Annotated in this window: 13 protein-coding genes; 6 read left to right on the top strand and 7 right to left on the bottom strand. The window is 36.8% G+C overall.

Annotated elements, in window-relative coordinates:
* Positions 1–74 precede the first annotated feature (74 nt).
* From J1905_RS04285 to J1905_RS04270, 4 genes are all read left to right on the top strand, one after another.
* The gene (locus J1905_RS04285; RefSeq protein ID WP_214226006.1) at positions 75–3,479 is read left to right on the top strand and encodes a SusC/RagA family TonB-linked outer membrane protein; all 3,405 of its coding nucleotides are present in this window, start codon (positions 75–77) and stop codon (positions 3,477–3,479) included.
* A 28-nt stretch (positions 3,480–3,507) separates the two neighbouring features.
* Positions 3,508–5,208: a SusD/RagB family nutrient-binding outer membrane lipoprotein gene (locus tag J1905_RS04280; protein ID WP_214226005.1), complete on the top strand. Its 1,701-nt coding sequence runs from the start codon at positions 3,508–3,510 to the stop codon at positions 5,206–5,208.
* A 128-nt stretch (positions 5,209–5,336) separates the two neighbouring features.
* Positions 5,337–6,458: an ROK family protein gene (locus tag J1905_RS04275; protein WP_214226004.1), complete on the top strand. Its 1,122-nt coding sequence runs from the start codon at positions 5,337–5,339 to the stop codon at positions 6,456–6,458.
* A gap of 62 nt (positions 6,459–6,520) precedes the next feature.
* Complete coding sequence (locus J1905_RS04270; RefSeq protein ID WP_214226003.1) at positions 6,521–7,945, top strand: alpha-L-fucosidase; 1,425 nt, start codon at positions 6,521–6,523, stop codon at positions 7,943–7,945.
* Here the strand turns inward: J1905_RS04270 and J1905_RS04265 are convergent.
* The 7 genes from J1905_RS04265 to rpmB form a co-directional block, all read right to left on the bottom strand.
* Positions 7,940–9,022 (bottom strand): Ldh family oxidoreductase, encoded by a 1,083-nt coding sequence (locus J1905_RS04265; protein WP_214226002.1) that lies wholly within the window; start codon positions 9,020–9,022, stop codon positions 7,940–7,942. The genes J1905_RS04270 and J1905_RS04265 overlap by 6 nt on opposite strands.
* Positions 9,023–9,030: 8 nt before the next feature.
* Positions 9,031–10,617, bottom strand: a complete 1,587-nt coding sequence (gene bshC / locus J1905_RS04260; protein WP_214226001.1) for a bacillithiol biosynthesis cysteine-adding enzyme BshC — start codon at positions 10,615–10,617, stop codon at positions 9,031–9,033.
* Positions 10,618–10,663: 46 nt separating this feature from the next.
* On the bottom strand, positions 10,664–11,998 hold the full coding sequence (gene rimO / locus J1905_RS04255; protein ID WP_214226000.1) for a 30S ribosomal protein S12 methylthiotransferase RimO: 1,335 nt from the start codon (positions 11,996–11,998) through the stop codon (positions 10,664–10,666).
* Positions 11,999–12,035: 37 nt separating this feature from the next.
* Positions 12,036–12,998, bottom strand: a complete 963-nt coding sequence (gene ftsY / locus J1905_RS04250; protein WP_214225999.1) for a signal recognition particle-docking protein FtsY — start codon at positions 12,996–12,998, stop codon at positions 12,036–12,038.
* A gap of 72 nt (positions 12,999–13,070) precedes the next feature.
* A complete protein-coding gene (locus J1905_RS04245; RefSeq protein WP_108207550.1) occupies positions 13,071–13,229 on the bottom strand; it encodes a DUF4295 domain-containing protein in 159 nt (52 codons plus the stop codon).
* Positions 13,230–13,267: 38 nt separating this feature from the next.
* Positions 13,268–13,450, bottom strand: coding sequence for a 50S ribosomal protein L33 (gene rpmG / locus J1905_RS04240; protein ID WP_108207548.1), 183 nt, complete (start codon positions 13,448–13,450; stop codon positions 13,268–13,270).
* Between the two features lie 40 nt (positions 13,451–13,490).
* Positions 13,491–13,724 (bottom strand): 50S ribosomal protein L28, encoded by a 234-nt coding sequence (rpmB, locus tag J1905_RS04235; RefSeq protein ID WP_039866682.1) that lies wholly within the window; start codon positions 13,722–13,724, stop codon positions 13,491–13,493.
* A gap of 374 nt (positions 13,725–14,098) precedes the next feature.
* On the opposite strand from rpmB, the gene acs reads away from it, so the two are divergent.
* Entirely contained in the window at positions 14,099–15,991 is a 1,893-nt protein-coding gene (gene acs, locus J1905_RS04230; protein ID WP_214225998.1) for an acetate--CoA ligase, read from the top strand.
* Positions 15,992–16,058: 67 nt separating this feature from the next.
* Complete coding sequence (locus J1905_RS04225; RefSeq protein WP_048903769.1) at positions 16,059–16,244, top strand: CsbD family protein; 186 nt, start codon at positions 16,059–16,061, stop codon at positions 16,242–16,244.
* Positions 16,245–16,277 lie beyond the last annotated feature (33 nt).

The following is a 16,277-nucleotide window of genomic DNA, read 5'->3' as shown; positions in this document are numbered from 1 at the left end:
GGAAAATTTATTTTAAGTTTAAGTAACCAAATTAGTTTTTATAATAGGTATTAACTAGTCCTAAACTAAACCACATGAATGTATTGTATCTAAAATGCTTATGCATTGTGCTGTTTTGCAGCTTAGCAATTCCCACATTTGCTCAAAAAAGAGTTGCCGGAAAGGTAACCGATCAATCTGGACAACCACTGCCTGGAGTAAGTGTCACGGAAAAGGGTGCTAAAAATGGTACTTCAACAGATAGTAACGGTACTTTTTCCATTAATGTTAAAGAAGGAAGTGTTTTAGTCTTTACGTCTGTCGGTTTACTAACTAAGGAAGTAACTGTAGGATCATCATCTCAAATAAATGTATCACTTAGTGAGGATGCTCAATCCTTGGGAGAGGTAGTTGTTACGGCATTAGGTATAAAAAAGGAAAAGCGTCAATTGGGGTTTGCAATTACTGAGATTAAGGGATCCGATTTAGCCAGTACAAATGAAATTAATCCTATAAATGCATTGCAAGGAAAGGCGCCGGGAGTTAATATCGACCAAAGTGCAGGCGGTTTGGCAGGTAATGCAAAGATCTTGATTAGAGGAAATTCTACATTTGGAACTAATAATCAACCTATTTTTGTTATCGATGGGGTTATTATTGATAATGAATCATCTTCAAGCGCAAGAGATTTTGGTAATGATATTAAAAACCTTAATATGGATGACTTTGAAAGTGTTTCAATATTAAAAGGCTCATCAGCAGCAGCATTATATGGACTTAGGGCTATAAATGGCGTTGTACTCATCACTACAAAAAAGGGAAAGCTTAATAAAGGTTTGGGCGTATCTGTATCCCAAAGCTTTAATTTTCAGCAACCATACAGAGGGCCGGATTTTCAAAATGAATTTGGAGGCGGATCTGTAGGTGCGTTCTTTACGGATACAAGAGATCCGGGATATAAAGCTGATCAAAATTGGGATACTAAGGTTTTTCCTGTAAATGCGAATGGACAACCATATATAGATCCTCAGAAAAATCGTGAGTTGGAAAACTGGGGTCCGCGTTTTAATAATCAGCAGGTTTTAAATTACGACGGCACAATGACAACTTATAAGGCTGTGCCAAATAACTATTTAGATGCTTTTCAGACAGGTAAGGGTTACCTTACAAATGTTGCTATTGATGGTGGAAATGATAAGGCGACTTTTAGGGTTTCCTACTCAAGAAATCAATCGGAAGGATTTAATTTAAGAAATAAATTGAATAAGAACGCTTTTTCACTTCGTTCAACATATAAAATTAGTGATGCAATTAATATTGATGCAGGCGCAGATTATTCTGCACTGCGTGGAGAGAATCCCCCCAATTTAGGCCTTAATAATTACATCTGGATTTTTCCAAGAAATTACGATACTAAATATTGGATGCAGCAGTCTAAATATATCAGTAGCCTGGGTGGGGTGCCGAAAGTTTACGACCCTAATGAGACCAATTTTGTACCCGGAGCTGATTATTGGTTTAGGCTATTCGAGAATAACTATTCTCAGGATGAGCAAATGTTTAGAGGTCGTTTAACGATTAATGCAAAACTTAAAGATTGGGTTAGCTTACAAGCTGAAGGTAATGTGATCAATCTGAATACGAAAAATGAAAGTGAAGAATTAGGACAAGGTTATCTTTTTACCGGTTCTGATAATTTGAGCGGAGGCAGGTATCAATTGATACAGAAAAATAAACAAAGTTATTTCTTAAAAATGATGGCACTGTTTAATAAGGAGATTAACAAAGACTTTAGCTTTAATGGTTTTATTGGTGGAGAAATTCAGGGTTATAAACAAACAATAAGTGATTCACAAACTGATGGTGGTTTAGTTTTTCCTGCAAATTACTTTATAGAAAATTCTAAAAAGCCGCAAATTTCAAGGGGTGGTGCAGGAGATAGAAAAACATTTAATTCTATTTATGCCAGTGCTGATTTTTCATATAAAAACCAATTGTATCTACAGGCAACTTATCGTGGTGATTGGTCATCTTCTTTGGTGTATACCAATGGAGAGGGAAATCCTTTTTTCAGTTATCCGGCTGTAAGTTTATCCTGGATATTCTCAGAAACACTTAAACTTCCACAATGGGTTAGCTTTGGTAAGTTAAGAACAAATATTACGGTTTTAGGAGGCGATGTTGATGCTTTTGTAATAAATCCAGGATATAGGTTAACCGGATTTTCTACAGCAGGCAATAATAATAATCCTATGCTTACTTATTTGGTTGATCCAACTGGACGGAGTTTTGCAGTTGATAAAAATATACAGCCATTGCGTAAGGTAGGTAAGGAGATAGGTGCAGAACTTAAATTTTTTAAGAATAGATTGGGATTAGATGCAACTTACTATGTTGATAATAATAAGCGTCAAGCTATTTATATACCTGCAGCACCCGAAACAGGTGTAAATACTATATTGGTTAATGCAGGTAATATTCAAAACTCAGGTATAGAACTTAGCTTAACTGGTACTCCTGTTAAAACTAATGATTTTGAGTGGAATACAGCTATTAACTATTCTCGTAATCGTAATAAGATTATTGAACTTTATGGGGACATAGATTATTATGCTTTGCAAAATGAAGGAGATGCTAATAATGACCAGATACCATTTGCAAAAGTGGGAGGTGCATATGGCCTTATTCGTACAAAAATTCATTCTAAAAGTTTTCAGGCTACCGATGCAAATGGTAATCCGGTTGCAAGTCCTAATAACGGCAAAACCGTTCTGGCATGGCGCTCGGATGCTCGTGCAGGATTCCCTCAAAGAAGTAATGAGTGGCAAGATGTTGGAGATATAAATGCAAAATTCCGCGGGAGTATAGATAATACCTTCCGTTACAAAGGATTCTCTTTGAATGTAATGATTGACGCCAAAATAGGTGGAGATATGATTGTAACCTCAGAGCGCTATGGTACCCATACGGGGATTTTTGAAAGCTCACTTAAAGGTAGAGACAAGGATCATGGAGGTATTGAATGGACTAGTAAATATGATGGAAAAACTTATGACGATGGAATTATTCCTGATGGAGTTTTTGATAATGGACAAACTGTAACACAAGCAAATGGAACAGTTGTAAATGTAGGAGGGATGACTTATCAGGAAGCCTATGAAAAAGGCTTTGTTGAACCTACACACTTGCCTCAATACAATTATCGCTTAGGTTCTTTTTCTACTGCTGTGGGTGATTATTGGGTAGTTAAAAACTCTTGGGTTTCATTAAGACAATTGGCATTAAATTATCAGTTTCCGCAAAGTGTTGCGGCCAAATTAAAACTGAGTAATTTGGGCGTCAGTCTAATCGGAAGAGATCTTTTCTACCTGTATAATTCGTTGCCAAATAATATAAATCCTGCTTCGGCCGCTACAACTAAAACCTCTGAAAACAGAGAAAATGGGTTTGTGCCGCCTATGGTACGCTATATTGGCTTAACACTAAAAGCAGGGTTTTAATTTATCATTTACCATAAAAAATAGGGTTATGAACCACATCAATCATATCACAAAAAAACTGGCCATAGTTTTACTTTCCGGTTTTATTTTATGCAATATATCTTGTAAAAAAGATTTTGCGGAAACGAATACAAATCCAAGTGTAGTAAGCAATCCTGATATAAATGCTTTGTTTACTTATTCACTAGAAAGCCTGGAAAGCTATCAGGGCACAGAGTGGATTTGGGAAAATCTGGAGCAATTGCTTCGTTTTACCCAGCATTTAACTACAGATCCTTATGAACTGTCTACAAATATAAATAGTCGATATCTTGCATATTATAATAATATTTTGCCAAACCTTTTTGCCATTAGAAATGAGGTGGCCATAAGAGCAGATAAGGAGAGGTATAAAAATATTAATGCAGCTACCTATGTAGTTCAGGTATTACATGGTCTAAAAGTTACCGATATGAACGGGTCGATGCCTTACCTGGAGGCAGTAAAAGGAAGAAGCGATTTTAACTTCAAACCTGCTTATGATAGCCAAAAAACATTGTATGATACATGGCTTAAAGAACTTGATGCGGCTTTAGTAGCTTTAAAAGCCAATGCCACAGATCAGGTGAACTTTGGTGCCGCAGATTTTTTCTATAAGAACGAGTGGACAAATTGGGCGAAATTGGCCAATACATTAAAGCTTCGAATTGCAGTACGTTATGAAAAGCAAGATGTAGAAACAAGCAAGAGGATTTTTAAAGAAGTGATGACTGATGCTATCGGACCAATAGATAACGATGACCTGGCACAACTTGTTTACGATAAGCCTGAGCATAATCCAATTGGTAATGATATAGATTATAGAAGTCCAAGGTATGGTACCTCTTCTATCGTAAATTTTCTTAAATCAACTAATGATCCACGCTTGAAAATTTATTTTAGTCCTAATGAGTTGGTAGGGTCATTTAAAGATGTTTTGAATGCTAATAATAAAACTTTGCCATCCTTTATCAATATCAATGACCCATTAATTATGTATCAGGGAGGACCTGCAGATTGGACTACAGACCCAACAGTAGCTCAATATTATAAGAATCCTTTTCCTGTTGCGACTAATGTAACTTTTAAGTTGATGAGCACAATTAACAAGAAGTTTTTTGCCCCACGTTATGGTGGTAACACAACCGGTAAAATGCTGGATTATATGGTGACTTACGCGGAAACTTGTTTTTATATCGCTGAGTTTATCCAAAAGGGATACGGTGTCGGTTTTGATACGAAAGGTAGTGCTGAAGACTGGTACAAAAAAGGGGTGACGTCTTCTATAAAAACTATGAATAAAATAGCTGTCAATGCTGTTTCAACTACTGGTTTTGATGGCACTGGCGAAACGGAAATAGCTGCATACCTTGATCAGCCTGGGGTTAAATTTAACGGGGTTAATAATCTTGAACGGATTTATATTCAGGAATATTTGAACTTCTACAGGTTAGCTAACGAGGCCTTTACTTTTTGCAGAAGAACAGGTTATCCTAAAAATAATTCCGCCTATTACAAAAGAAATGCTTGGAATGAACCTATTCCTAGAAGGTATGCTTTAGATGAGCCGCCAGTTGGCACTAATAACGAAAACTGGCTCAAGGCTCAACAAGAACAAGGATTTACCCCAGGAAATAAAGAATTGGGTGTATTAAGTAGTCAACGATTATGGTTTGATAAAACAAACCCGAATTTTGGTGAAGGTAACTAATTCAATAGTTGCAAGGAGGTTTTACGTTGGGTAGAATTTTTATAAACAATTATTAAACTGTGGCCACTACTAAAAAAAAACATCAACAGCTTAACAAAGAAGTAATAAAGCATTTGTATTATAACAAAATGTTGACACTTACAGAATTAAGTGCATTAAGTAATAAAAGCGTGCCTATAGTTACGACTATAGTAAATGATTTGATTGATGAAGGTTATGTTTGTGAATCTGGCCTGGCCCCCTCAACTGGGGGGCGTCGAGCCTCTACATTTCTGCTAAATCCTGGCAAGCAACGTTTTGTAGTTGCTGTGGCAATGGATCAGTTAGTTACTCAAATGGTAATTTATGATTTGCTAAATAAGGAGCAAGGCCCTATACAGGTACTACCCCTTAAACTTCCGGAAGAGGAAGATGCCTTTGATAAGTTAGTTAGCTTCATTAAAAATGGCATCTCTGGTTCAGGTATATCAAAAGAGGATCTTTTAGGTGTAGGTATTGGTATGCCGGGCTTTATTAATTCGAAAAAGGGTGTTAATTATAGCTTTTTTAATTTAAATGATGGAGGGACGCTTTCTGATTCTTTAAGTAAGGCGCTTGATCTACCTGTTTTCCTTGATAATGATTCCAGTCTAATAGCTCAGGCCGAATTGAAGTTTGGTGTTGGTAAAGGGCATAAGGATGTTATGGTGGTTAATTTTGGGTGGGGTGTTGGTTTAGGAATGATAATTAATGGAAAGCTTTTTAGAGGACATAGTGGATATGCGGGAGAGTTTAGTCATATTCCGCTATCTAAAACTAATAGACTGTGTTCATGTGGGAAAAGAGGGTGTCTGGAAGTGGAAACTTCTCTACTTGTGCTTGTGGAGCGTGCAAAAATGGAGATGGTAATGGGGGCAACGTCAAGAATGGAGAAGCTATTCGCTGATACCAAACAATTGGCAGGTGATCATCTTCTAGCGGCTGCCAGAAATGGTGATCCGTTAGCAGTTTCAATACTTTCGGATGCAGCATTTTTAATCGGGAAGGGATTGTCAACCCTTATCCATATCATGAATCCGGAGCTTATTATTCTTGGTGGAAGAGGGGCTATGGGTGGTAAGATATTGATGGCTCCGGTACAACAAGCTATAAATGAATTTTGTATCCCAAGACTAGCAGAACATACTACTATTGTAATTTCAGAAATGGCACATATTTCTGAAATTCTTGGCGCGGCAACATTAGTTATAGAAAATTGTGAATTTATTTAAATTCCTGTGAAGTAACAACCGGGGTTGGTAGTCGGCTGGGATTTTTTTACATTTAAGGCATCATGAAGAAAAGCATTATAATATTAAGTTTAGTTACTCTTTTTAATGTACTAAAAGCCCAGGATAATGGGGTGCATCAACAGTCAACAGTTTATGAATGGCCCAAAGATCCTTTAGTTAGTCAGAAATTAGATAAATGGCAGGATCAAAAGTTCGGGATGATTATTCATTGGGGCTTGTATGCTGTTCCAGGTATGATAGAGTCCTGGGGTATATGTTCTGAAGATTGGATCTCAAGAGATAGTACAAGTAATTATGAAGATTATAAGAGATGGTACTGGGGTTTAAGTAAAGAATTTAACCCGGTCAAATTTAATCCGGAGCAATGGGCAAAAGTAGGTAAAGATGCTGGCATGAAATACCTGGTATTTACAACCAAACACCACGATGGGTTTAATATGTTTGATACTAAAGAATCAGATTTTAAAATCTCGGCAGGGCCATTTAAAGACAATCCGAAAGCTGATGTTGCAAAATATGTATTTAATGCGTTCCGTAAACAAGGTTTTATGATTGGGGCTTACTTTTCTAAACCCGATTGGCATTCTGAGTATTATTGGTGGCCTAAATATGCAACTCCAGATAGAAATAATAACTACGACATCAGGAAAAATCCGTGGAGATGGAGCATGTTTAAAAAGCAAACATTTAATCAGATCAGTGAATTGATGCATAATTATGGCTCAGTAGATATTCTCTGGTTAGATGGAGGATGGGTTAGACCATTAGAAACAGTTAATGAAGAAGTACTTGCATGGGGAATGAAAATTCCTGAATGGAGCCAAGATATTGATATGCCTGCAATTGCCAGTATGGCTCGTAAAGCACAACCAGGTTTATTAATGGTAGATAGAACAGTTCATGGACCCTATGAAAATTATCAGACACCTGAACAAAGTGTACCGCAAAAACAATTAGCGAACCCATGGGAAAGCTGCATGACTTTAGGCGGTGCATGGGGTTTTGTTCCAAATGATCAATATAAATCTGCTACAAAGGTTATACATACGCTAATTGAAGTTGTAGCAAAAGGAGGTAGTTTATTACTGGGAGTTGGACCTAAAGCTGACGGAACCATTCCTCAAGATGCGATAGTCAGACTTGAAGATATTGGTAAATGGTTAAATGTAAATGGAAAAGCAATTTACAATACCAGAATTACTAAAAACTACCATGATGGAGATAACTGGTTTACTCAAAGTAAGGACGGGAAAACCAAGTATGCATTAATTTGTCTTAAAGATAAAACACCTGAATATGTTGTTTGGAACGGAAATATACCTGCTAAAGGAACCGCAATCACATTAATACAAACCGGACAGAAAGTTAGATGGGAAAATAAGGGAACAACTGTAAAAGTATGGCTGCCTAAAAATATCCAGAAAGATCTACCTGCATTGGCATTTTCATTTAAAGGGGCTTTATAGCCCCTCTATTTCAAGTTTCCTGGCAAGTTCGTTTAAGTCATTAACAACCACATCAATTAACGGTATACCATTAATTCGACGATCTTGTTCATAAGCAAATTCCGGTTCTCCGGGAATAATTACTTTTTTATCAGGATCAACAGTTTTAGCACTTTTAAAACGCTCAATCCAATTGTCAAGATGATCCTTAAAATCTTGAGCAGGCCTAAAGCCATCAACTCTCATAGCACCAAGAAAATGTCCTATGCCCTCACCAACAGGATCAGTAGGAGGTTCCAGAAAAGCAACAAATGGTGGTACCCAAGGACCATAATTTGCACCTGATAACACTGCTGATAAAATATCTACGGTAGCACTGAGACCATAACCTTTATGGCTTCCATGATCTTTATCACTACCTAATGGTAACAAAGAACCACCTTCTTTTAATTGATGAGGATTTATAGAGGTATTACCTGAAGAATCTTGTACCCATCCCTCTGGAATAGGCTGATTTGATCTTTGGGCAATCTCCAGTTTTCCATTTGCAGCTGCGGCAGTTGCCATATCAACTATAACAGGAGGGTATTTGCCTGCCGGAAAAGCATAACACATAGGGTTAGTGCCCAATAAACGTTCATTAGAATAAGTAGGTGCCACAAGGGGGCTCGCATTAGTCATGCTAATACCAATCATTTCCTGTTCAACTGCCATTAATGAATGATAACCTGCAATACCAAAGTGATTGGAGTTTTTAACTGCAACCCATCCACTACCATAAATATGTGCCTTTTCAATTGCAATTTTCATAGCAAAAGGAGCAACCACCAAACCTAAACCGCCATCGCCATCAACAGTGGCAGTTGTCGCTGTTTCATGAACAACTTTTATTTTAGGAGTTGCATTTATCCGCTGCTTTTCCCATAAGCGTACATAGCCACTCAAACGGGCTACTCCATGAGAATCAATACCCCTTAAATCAGATTTTAATAGTACATCAGCCGCCAATTGGGCATCCACTACTGGACATCCCATTTTTAGAAATACATTCTCTGTAAACTTGCGTAATTTGTTTTCTGTAAAAGTGTAAAAGGTCATTGGATTTATTAAGCAAAAAGAACTGTAAATTGGTGGTCTAAAGGTTTAAAGGTGGAAACTAATGAATCAATAAAATCATCTCCATAAAGCACCACCATTGGAGCAATATTAAGCACCCTTTCCTGTAAAACCCCTGTAGGGAATAATTTTTCTTTAAGATTCTCTATTTGAGCGAATGAAGTGACATGTTTTCGCTTTTCAGCTCTTAACATTTTTTTCTCCAAGGTAGAGATTAGTTTTAAAGCCCTGGTTTTGGCCGCATCTGCGGATTGAGAGAGGCTTTTATCTATTTTGTAAGCATTAAGCTTTATTTGATCGAAAATAGCTGCTACAGATCGTTCTTCATTATCAAGAGAGAATTCAAAATTAACGTGAGATTTAACCCATTCGTTTTTTAAAGTTTCAGTTTCGCTAAATAAATTTCTATGACTGATTCCTAAGATTTCCATTCTGGTCTCACTTCTTTTGTCAATAACCATAGCAGAATTGCGCAATAGTAGAACAGGGAAATCTACCTTATAGTGATCAAAGTTTGCTTTTAACTGTAGCCAGTAAGTAACTTCAGCACCACCGCCAATATAAGCCAGATTTGGAAGTATTACCTCCTGATAAACTGGCCTCATTACTACGTTGGGGCTAAATCTTTCTGGATAAGTATTTATTTCTTTTTGAAGTTCTTCTTTGGTGAATTCTATAGACGAATTCATCACCTTATATTGACTGTTTTCTTCAACAATCCGCTCTCTTAAGCCATCAATCATGTAGAAGAAATTGATTTCTCTAGGATTAACCTGAGTTTTGTAGCCAAGAGATTCCAGGTCAGCATTAGTTTTACTAATGTACTTAAAGCTGTTTTCCTCAGTTATATCTTTATAGATAATCTCGGCAAATTGGCTTTTAAGATTGTGATCATCTGCATCCACGCAAACTAAGCCATATTTACTGAAAAGTGCGTCTACCAGTTCGCGGGTAGCATCACTTAATTTTTCGTTTTTTGAATAAGCATGATCAACTATTTTTGAAAACTTGATGCCATTTTCACTTATACCAAGATACCCTTTGTAAGCGGTAAGTACTTCAGCAATATCTGCGGTGTCTAATCTTCCAGTTGCTCCGCTAGCTTTTTTATTCCAGGTAAGCATTTTATCCTCAACCTTTGTGTGATTGATTTCTTCAAAATCATGATCCTCTGTTGCCATCCAATAAACAGGGACAAAATTGTATTCAGAAAATTGCTGTTTTAAATCATTAGCAAGGTTAATTGCTGTAACTATTTTATAGATAAAATATAGGGGGCCGGTAAATATGTTTAGTTGATGGCCAGTGGTAATGGTAAAAGTTTTTTTGTCAGCTAATAGCTCAATGTTGGCTTTTACTAGAGGCGAAAGGTTAATTGAGGTGTACTGTTTTTGTAAAGTGCTGACCAGAATTGCTCTGTCAGCACTAAAATTTCGTTCAGCAATAGCTTTGGCAAAACCAGAAAAATCCGGTTTATACTTATAAAAAGAGCTTAGTTTCTCATTTTTTCCAACGTAATCTAGTACAGTGGAAGAGAACGCATTAGTTTCCTGATAAGAGATGTATTTAGCTTGCATTGTTACGAATTTAAGCTAATAAACTATAAATCTAAATATGAAGCCTTTATTTTACAATCTGTCCATATAGATCGAAATCTTCAGCACGATCAATCTTAACATTTACAAAGGATCCATTAGCCGCATAACCAGTTGCAGCATCAATTAAAACTTCGTTATCAACTTCCGGAGAATCAAATTCAGTACGACCGATAAAGAAATCACCCTCTTTTCTATCTACCAAAACTTTATAGGTTTTACCTACTTTATCTTGATTAATATCGAAAGAAATACCTTGTTGTAATTCCATAATAGCATCAACACGTTCCTGTTTTACTTCATCGGGTACATCATCCGCCAAATTATGTGCATGGGTTTTTTCTTCATGAGAATAGGTGAAACATCCTAATCTGTCGAAACGAGTTTCCTCAACCCAGCTAAGCATTTCTTCAAAATCCTGTTCAGTTTCTCCAGGGTATCCGCAAATTAAAGTTGTACGCATAGCGATACCAGGTACTTTAGCTCTAATCTCATTTACAATGTCGATGGTTTTTTGTTTTGTAATACCACGGCGCATAGATTTCAACATGTTATCTGTGATGTGCTGTAAAGGCATATCTAGATACTTGCAGATATTTTCGCGCTCGTTCATGGCATCAAGAATTTCCATTGGGAAACCAGAAGGGTAGGCGTATTGAAGTCTGATCCACTCGATTCCTTTTACGTCAGATAATCTGCGCAATAACTCATCAAGATTACGTTTTCCATAAATATCCAGACCGTAATAAGTAAGATCCTGAGCAATTAAGATCAGCTCTTTAGTGCCGTTAGCTGCTAATATTTTAGCCTCATTTACTAATTCTTCCATGTCGCGAGATACGTGTTTGCCACGCATCAAAGGTATAGCACAAAACGAGCAAGGTCTGTTACAGCCTTCTGCAATTTTGAAATAAGCGTAGTGAGAAGGAGTAGTTAACAAGCGCTCACCAATTAGCTCATGCTTGTAATTTGCACCCAAAGAGTGCAGTAAATTATTTAAATCATTGGTGCCAAAGAAGGCATCAACATTAGTGATTTCTGATTCTAATTCAGGTTTGTAACGTTCCGATAAGCACCCTGTTACAATTACTTTTCCTACCTTACCTTCATCTTTAAGCTGGCTGTATTGTAATATGGTATCAATTGATTCCTGTTTTGCATTGTCGATAAAACCACAGGTATTGATTACTACAATATCGTCTTTGCCAATCTTATTCGATTCATGAACAACATCTAAACTGTTTCCGCGCAACTGACCCATCAAAACTTCAGAGTCGTAAGTGTTTTTGGAGCAGCCCAGTGTGATTACGTTGATCTTTGGTTTTTTTACAGGGATTATTTTTGTGGAAGTTTTTGTATTCATGTTTTGTAAGTCAGTATATTATTTTTTATTTCTTTCACTATTTGAACAAGCTATCAACGAAAGCCTTTTTATCAAATAATTGCAGGTCGTTCATGCTTTCGCCAACGCCTATGTATTTTACAGGTATTTTAAACTGATCAGAGATGCCGATAACAACACCACCTTTAGCAGTTCCATCTAGTTTCGTAATAGCAAGGGCATTTACATCAGTTGCTTCAGTGAACTGCTTGCACTGTTCAAAAGCGTTCTGTCCAGTTGATCCATCAAGCACCAATAATATTTCGTGTGGTGCACCAGGTATTACTTTTTGCATCACATTTTTAATCTTACCCAGCTCGTTCATTAAGCCAACCTTGTTGTGCAAACGTCCGGCAGTATCTATAATTACTACATCTTCGCCATTGGCAACTGCTGATTGCAAAGTGTCGAAAGCTACGGAGGCAGGGTCGGAACCCATTGCCTGAGCTACAACACGTACACCAACACGTTCACCCCAAAGTTTAATTTGCTCAACCGCTGCGGCTCTAAAAGTATCGGCTGCACCTAAAACAACTTTAAGGTTTTCTGCTTTAAGTTTATGAGCCAGTTTACCTATGGTTGTAGTTTTACCCACACCATTTACACCAACTACCATAATTACATATGGCTTATGATTGCCATATTCAAAGCTTCTGAAATCATTACTGTTATTTTCTGCAAGTAACAACTGAATCTCATCACGCAGAAGATTGTTTAGCTCGGAGGTAGATAAGTATTTGTCCTTTGCTACACGGTTCTGTATGCGGTCAATAATCTTTAATGTGGTAGTTACACCAACATCAGAGGTTACTAAAACTTCTTCCAGATTATCGAGCACATCATCATCGACGGTAGATTTACCTGCTACCGCTTTAGTGATTTTACTTAAAAAACCCTCTTTAGTTTTCTCTAATCCCTTGTCGAGAGCTTCCTGCGCTTCAGGCGCGGTCTCTTTTTTCTTAAAAAAATCAAATAAACCCATAAGAATGTATAGAAAAACAAAAAAAGCCCTCCCAGTATAAAGGGACGGCTTTAATATTATAAAATATTAAAATTATTTTTTAGATGCAATAGCATCTTGAACGTGATCGTTGTGAACAATAACTTCTTTGAAAGAATAAGCACCAGATTTTGGCGACTTAGTCATTGTAATAACTTTCGAATATTCTTTTCCTTTACCCGTTTTCAGGGTAGCAACTACCTTTTTTGCCATGATCTAAATAGATTGTATTTAGTTAAATACTAAATGTATTACTTAATTTCTTTGTGTACAGTTACTTTTCTCAACACTGGATTGAATTTTTTCAACTCTAATCTCTCAGTAGTGTTTTTACGGTTTTTAGTAGTGATATATCTAGAAGCACCAGGCATGCCACTGGTTCTATGTTCTGTACACTCTAGAATAACTTGTACTCTGTTACCTTTTTTTGCCATTTTATTAATATTAAGGTTGATTTCACATCAACCAATGTTTCTACAAATATCCTTTTTTCATGAAGCGGTTAATCGCTTCTGTAATACCAATTTTATTGATGGTTTTGATAGCTGAAGTAGATACTTTCAGTGTTATCCAACGATCCTCATCAGGAATATAAAATTTCTGAAGTTGTAAGTTGGGATAAAACTTACGCTTGGTTTTAACGTTTGAGTGAGAAACATTAAAACCTGTCATTGCCATTTTTCCGGTTAAATCACAAACTCTAGACATGCCTTTAAATATATTTATTAATTGTTCTTCTTTATTTTTTAAGAGTGTGCAAATATCAGTAAAATATTTGTAATCATCAAGTAAGAGTCGAAAATAATTTAATTTATTATTTGTTAGCAGTAGCCATGGTAATTATAAAGACCTCGTTATTACTTTTAACGTACTCTTGCTTACGTTCTGCGCAGCTTCTGTGGAAAAAAGCACCTTTTTGCGTATCAGGTGTGCAGAAGGGGTGGAGAAGCTGTGTAGAAAGCTAAAGCCAGGTATCTTTCAGAGACACTCTTTTTTACCACTATAATATAGATAAATAAAATTGTTTTTATAAAGGACAATTTTATCTAAGTTTGGATTTTAGTTGTTGAAATAAACCAAATATGCAAATTAATTCATTTGAAGAATATCAAAGGACTTATCAGTTAAGCGTAGATCAACCTGAGCAATTCTGGGCAGGTATAGCCGATAATTTTCTTTGGAAAAAGAAATGGGATAAAGTACTTTCCTGGAATTTCTCTGAACCTAATATCAAGTGGTTCGAAGGTGCCAAACTGAACATTACTGAAAATTGTCTCGACCGCCATCTGGCTGAAAATGGGGATAAACCTGCTATCATCTGGGAACCTAATGACCCCACCAAAGATAGTATCACTTTAAGTTATAAAATATTACACGAACAGGTTTGCCGATTTGCTAACGTTCTAAAAAAGAATGGGGTGCAAAAAGGAGATCGAGTTTGTATTTATATGCCAATGGTTCCTGAATTGGCCGTTGCCGTACTTGCTTGTGCACGTATTGGTGCTGTTCATTCTGTTGTATTTGGTGGATTCTCTGCAAAATCTATTGCAGATCGTATTAATGATGCGCAATGTAGAGTAGTAATTACTGCCGATGGTGCATTTAGAGGTAACAAACAAATTCAGTTAAAAGAAGTAATAGACGATGCACTTATTGGCTGCCCTTCGGTTGCAAAAGTTATTGTTTTAACCCATACCAGAACTCCTGTTTCTATGTTAAAGGGACGTGATATTTGGTGGGAAGATGAGATAAAACTGGTAGATACAAATTGCCCGGCCGAAGAAATGGATGCCGAAGATTTGTTGTTTATATTATATACTTCAGGCTCTACAGGTAAGCCAAAAGGTGTAGTGCATACTGTTGGTGGCTACATGGTTTATGCCGGGTACACGTTTTCTAATGTGTTTAATTATCAGCCTGATGAAGTGTTCTTCTGTACTGCAGATATTGGTTGGATTACTGGGCACTCTTATATTGTTTACGGTCCGCTTTCGCAAGGAGCAACAACCGTAATATTTGAGGGCATTCCTACATATCCTGATGCTTCGAGAATGTGGCAGGTAGTAGAAAAACATAAAGTAAACATTTTATATACCGCGCCAACTGCAATCCGTTCTCTAATGAGTTTTGGACTACAACCTCTTGAAGGGGTCGACTTAAGTTCATTAAGAGTTTTAGGTTCAGTAGGAGAGCCTATAAATGAAGAAGCATGGCATTGGTTTGATGAAAATATAGGCAAAAGCAATTGCCCAATTGTTGATACCTGGTGGCAAACCGAAACAGGTGGCATCATGATTTCTCCAATAGCTTTTGTAACACCAACTAAACCAAGTTTTGCAACACTTCCTCTACCGGGAATACAGCCGGTTTTAGTTGATGAGCAAGGTAATGAGATTGAAGGTAATGGTGTAAGTGGTAATCTTTGTATTAAGTTCCCTTGGCCTGGCATGTTGCGCACAACTTATGGAGATCATGAGCGTTGTAAGCAAACTTATTTCTCTACTTACGAGAATATGTACTTTACAGGCGATGGTTGCTTAAGAGACGAGGATGGTTATTACAGAATTACGGGTAGGGTAGATGATGTAATCAATGTATCTGGACATAGAATTGGGACAGCTGAAGTTGAGAATGCAATTAACATGCATGCCGGTGTTGTAGAAAGCGCTGTCGTAGGTTTCCCTCATGAAGTAAAAGGCCAGGGTATATATGCTTTTGTGATCAATCCCAATGTACACTCAGACGAGGATTTAACACGTAAGGATATTCTTCAAACTGTTACCCGTGTTATTGGAGCGATAGCTAAACCAGATAAAATACTTTTCGTATCAGGATTGCCTAAAACAAGATCCGGCAAAATTATGCGCCGTATTTTAAGGAAAATTGCTGAAGGAGATACTGCTAATTTAGGAGATATTACAACACTTCTAGATCCTGCAGTAGTCGATGAGATTATTGAAAAAGCAAAAAAGTAACAAACAATTATTCCTTAATCCTGTTCGTATAGTATCTATTTATTGTAAAACATAAAATAAAACTATCATGGATAAGTTAGAATTAAAAGGAAAATGGAATGAAATTAAGGGGAAAGTGAAACAAGCATATGCTGACTTAACCGAGGATGACTTGAAACACGAAGAAGGTAAAGATGATGAGTTGCTAGGTAAGTTACAGCAGAAAACAGGCAAAACCAGAGATGAACTGGTTACCTGGATAAAATCCCTTTAAAAACATAAATTTAAAAGCGCCTGATCAGTTATT

It is taken from the genome of Pedobacter sp. B4-66 (assembly GCF_018492665.1).
Taxonomy (GTDB): Bacteria; Bacteroidota; Bacteroidia; order Sphingobacteriales; family Sphingobacteriaceae; genus Pedobacter.
Note: the sequence above shows the minus strand (reverse complement) of the source record. Positions and strands in the feature narration are given on the sequence as shown.

What these genes read in the sequence shown, in the direction of transcription:
- J1905_RS04285 (WP_214226006.1), top strand. Translation starts at nt 75, where the DNA reads ATGAATGTATTGTATCTAAAATGCTTATGCATTGTGCTGTTTTGCAGC.
- J1905_RS04280 (WP_214226005.1), top strand. Translation starts at nt 3,508, where the DNA reads ATGAACCACATCAATCATATCACAAAAAAACTGGCCATAGTTTTACTT.
- J1905_RS04275 (WP_214226004.1), top strand. Translation starts at nt 5,337, where the DNA reads ATGTTGACACTTACAGAATTAAGTGCATTAAGTAATAAAAGCGTGCCT.
- J1905_RS04270 (WP_214226003.1), top strand. Translation starts at nt 6,521, where the DNA reads ATGAAGAAAAGCATTATAATATTAAGTTTAGTTACTCTTTTTAATGTA.
- J1905_RS04265 (WP_214226002.1), bottom strand. Translation starts at nt 9,022, where the DNA reads ATGACCTTTTACACTTTTACAGAAAACAAATTACGCAAGTTTACAGAG.
- bshC (WP_214226001.1), bottom strand. Translation starts at nt 10,617, where the DNA reads ATGCAAGCTAAATACATCTCTTATCAGGAAACTAATGCGTTCTCTTCC.
- rimO (WP_214226000.1), bottom strand. Translation starts at nt 11,998, where the DNA reads ATGAATACAAAAACTTCCACAAAAATAATCCCTGTAAAAAAACCAAAG.
- ftsY (WP_214225999.1), bottom strand. Translation starts at nt 12,998, where the DNA reads ATGGGTTTATTTGATTTTTTTAAGAAAAAAGAGACCGCGCCTGAAGCG.
- J1905_RS04245 (WP_108207550.1), bottom strand. Translation starts at nt 13,229, where the DNA reads ATGGCAAAAAAGGTAGTTGCTACCCTGAAAACGGGTAAAGGAAAAGAA.
- rpmG (WP_108207548.1), bottom strand. Translation starts at nt 13,450, where the DNA reads ATGGCAAAAAAAGGTAACAGAGTACAAGTTATTCTAGAGTGTACAGAA.
- rpmB (WP_039866682.1), bottom strand. Translation starts at nt 13,724, where the DNA reads ATGTCTAGAGTTTGTGATTTAACCGGAAAAATGGCAATGACAGGTTTT.
- acs (WP_214225998.1), top strand. Translation starts at nt 14,099, where the DNA reads ATGCAAATTAATTCATTTGAAGAATATCAAAGGACTTATCAGTTAAGC.
- J1905_RS04225 (WP_048903769.1), top strand. Translation starts at nt 16,059, where the DNA reads ATGGATAAGTTAGAATTAAAAGGAAAATGGAATGAAATTAAGGGGAAA.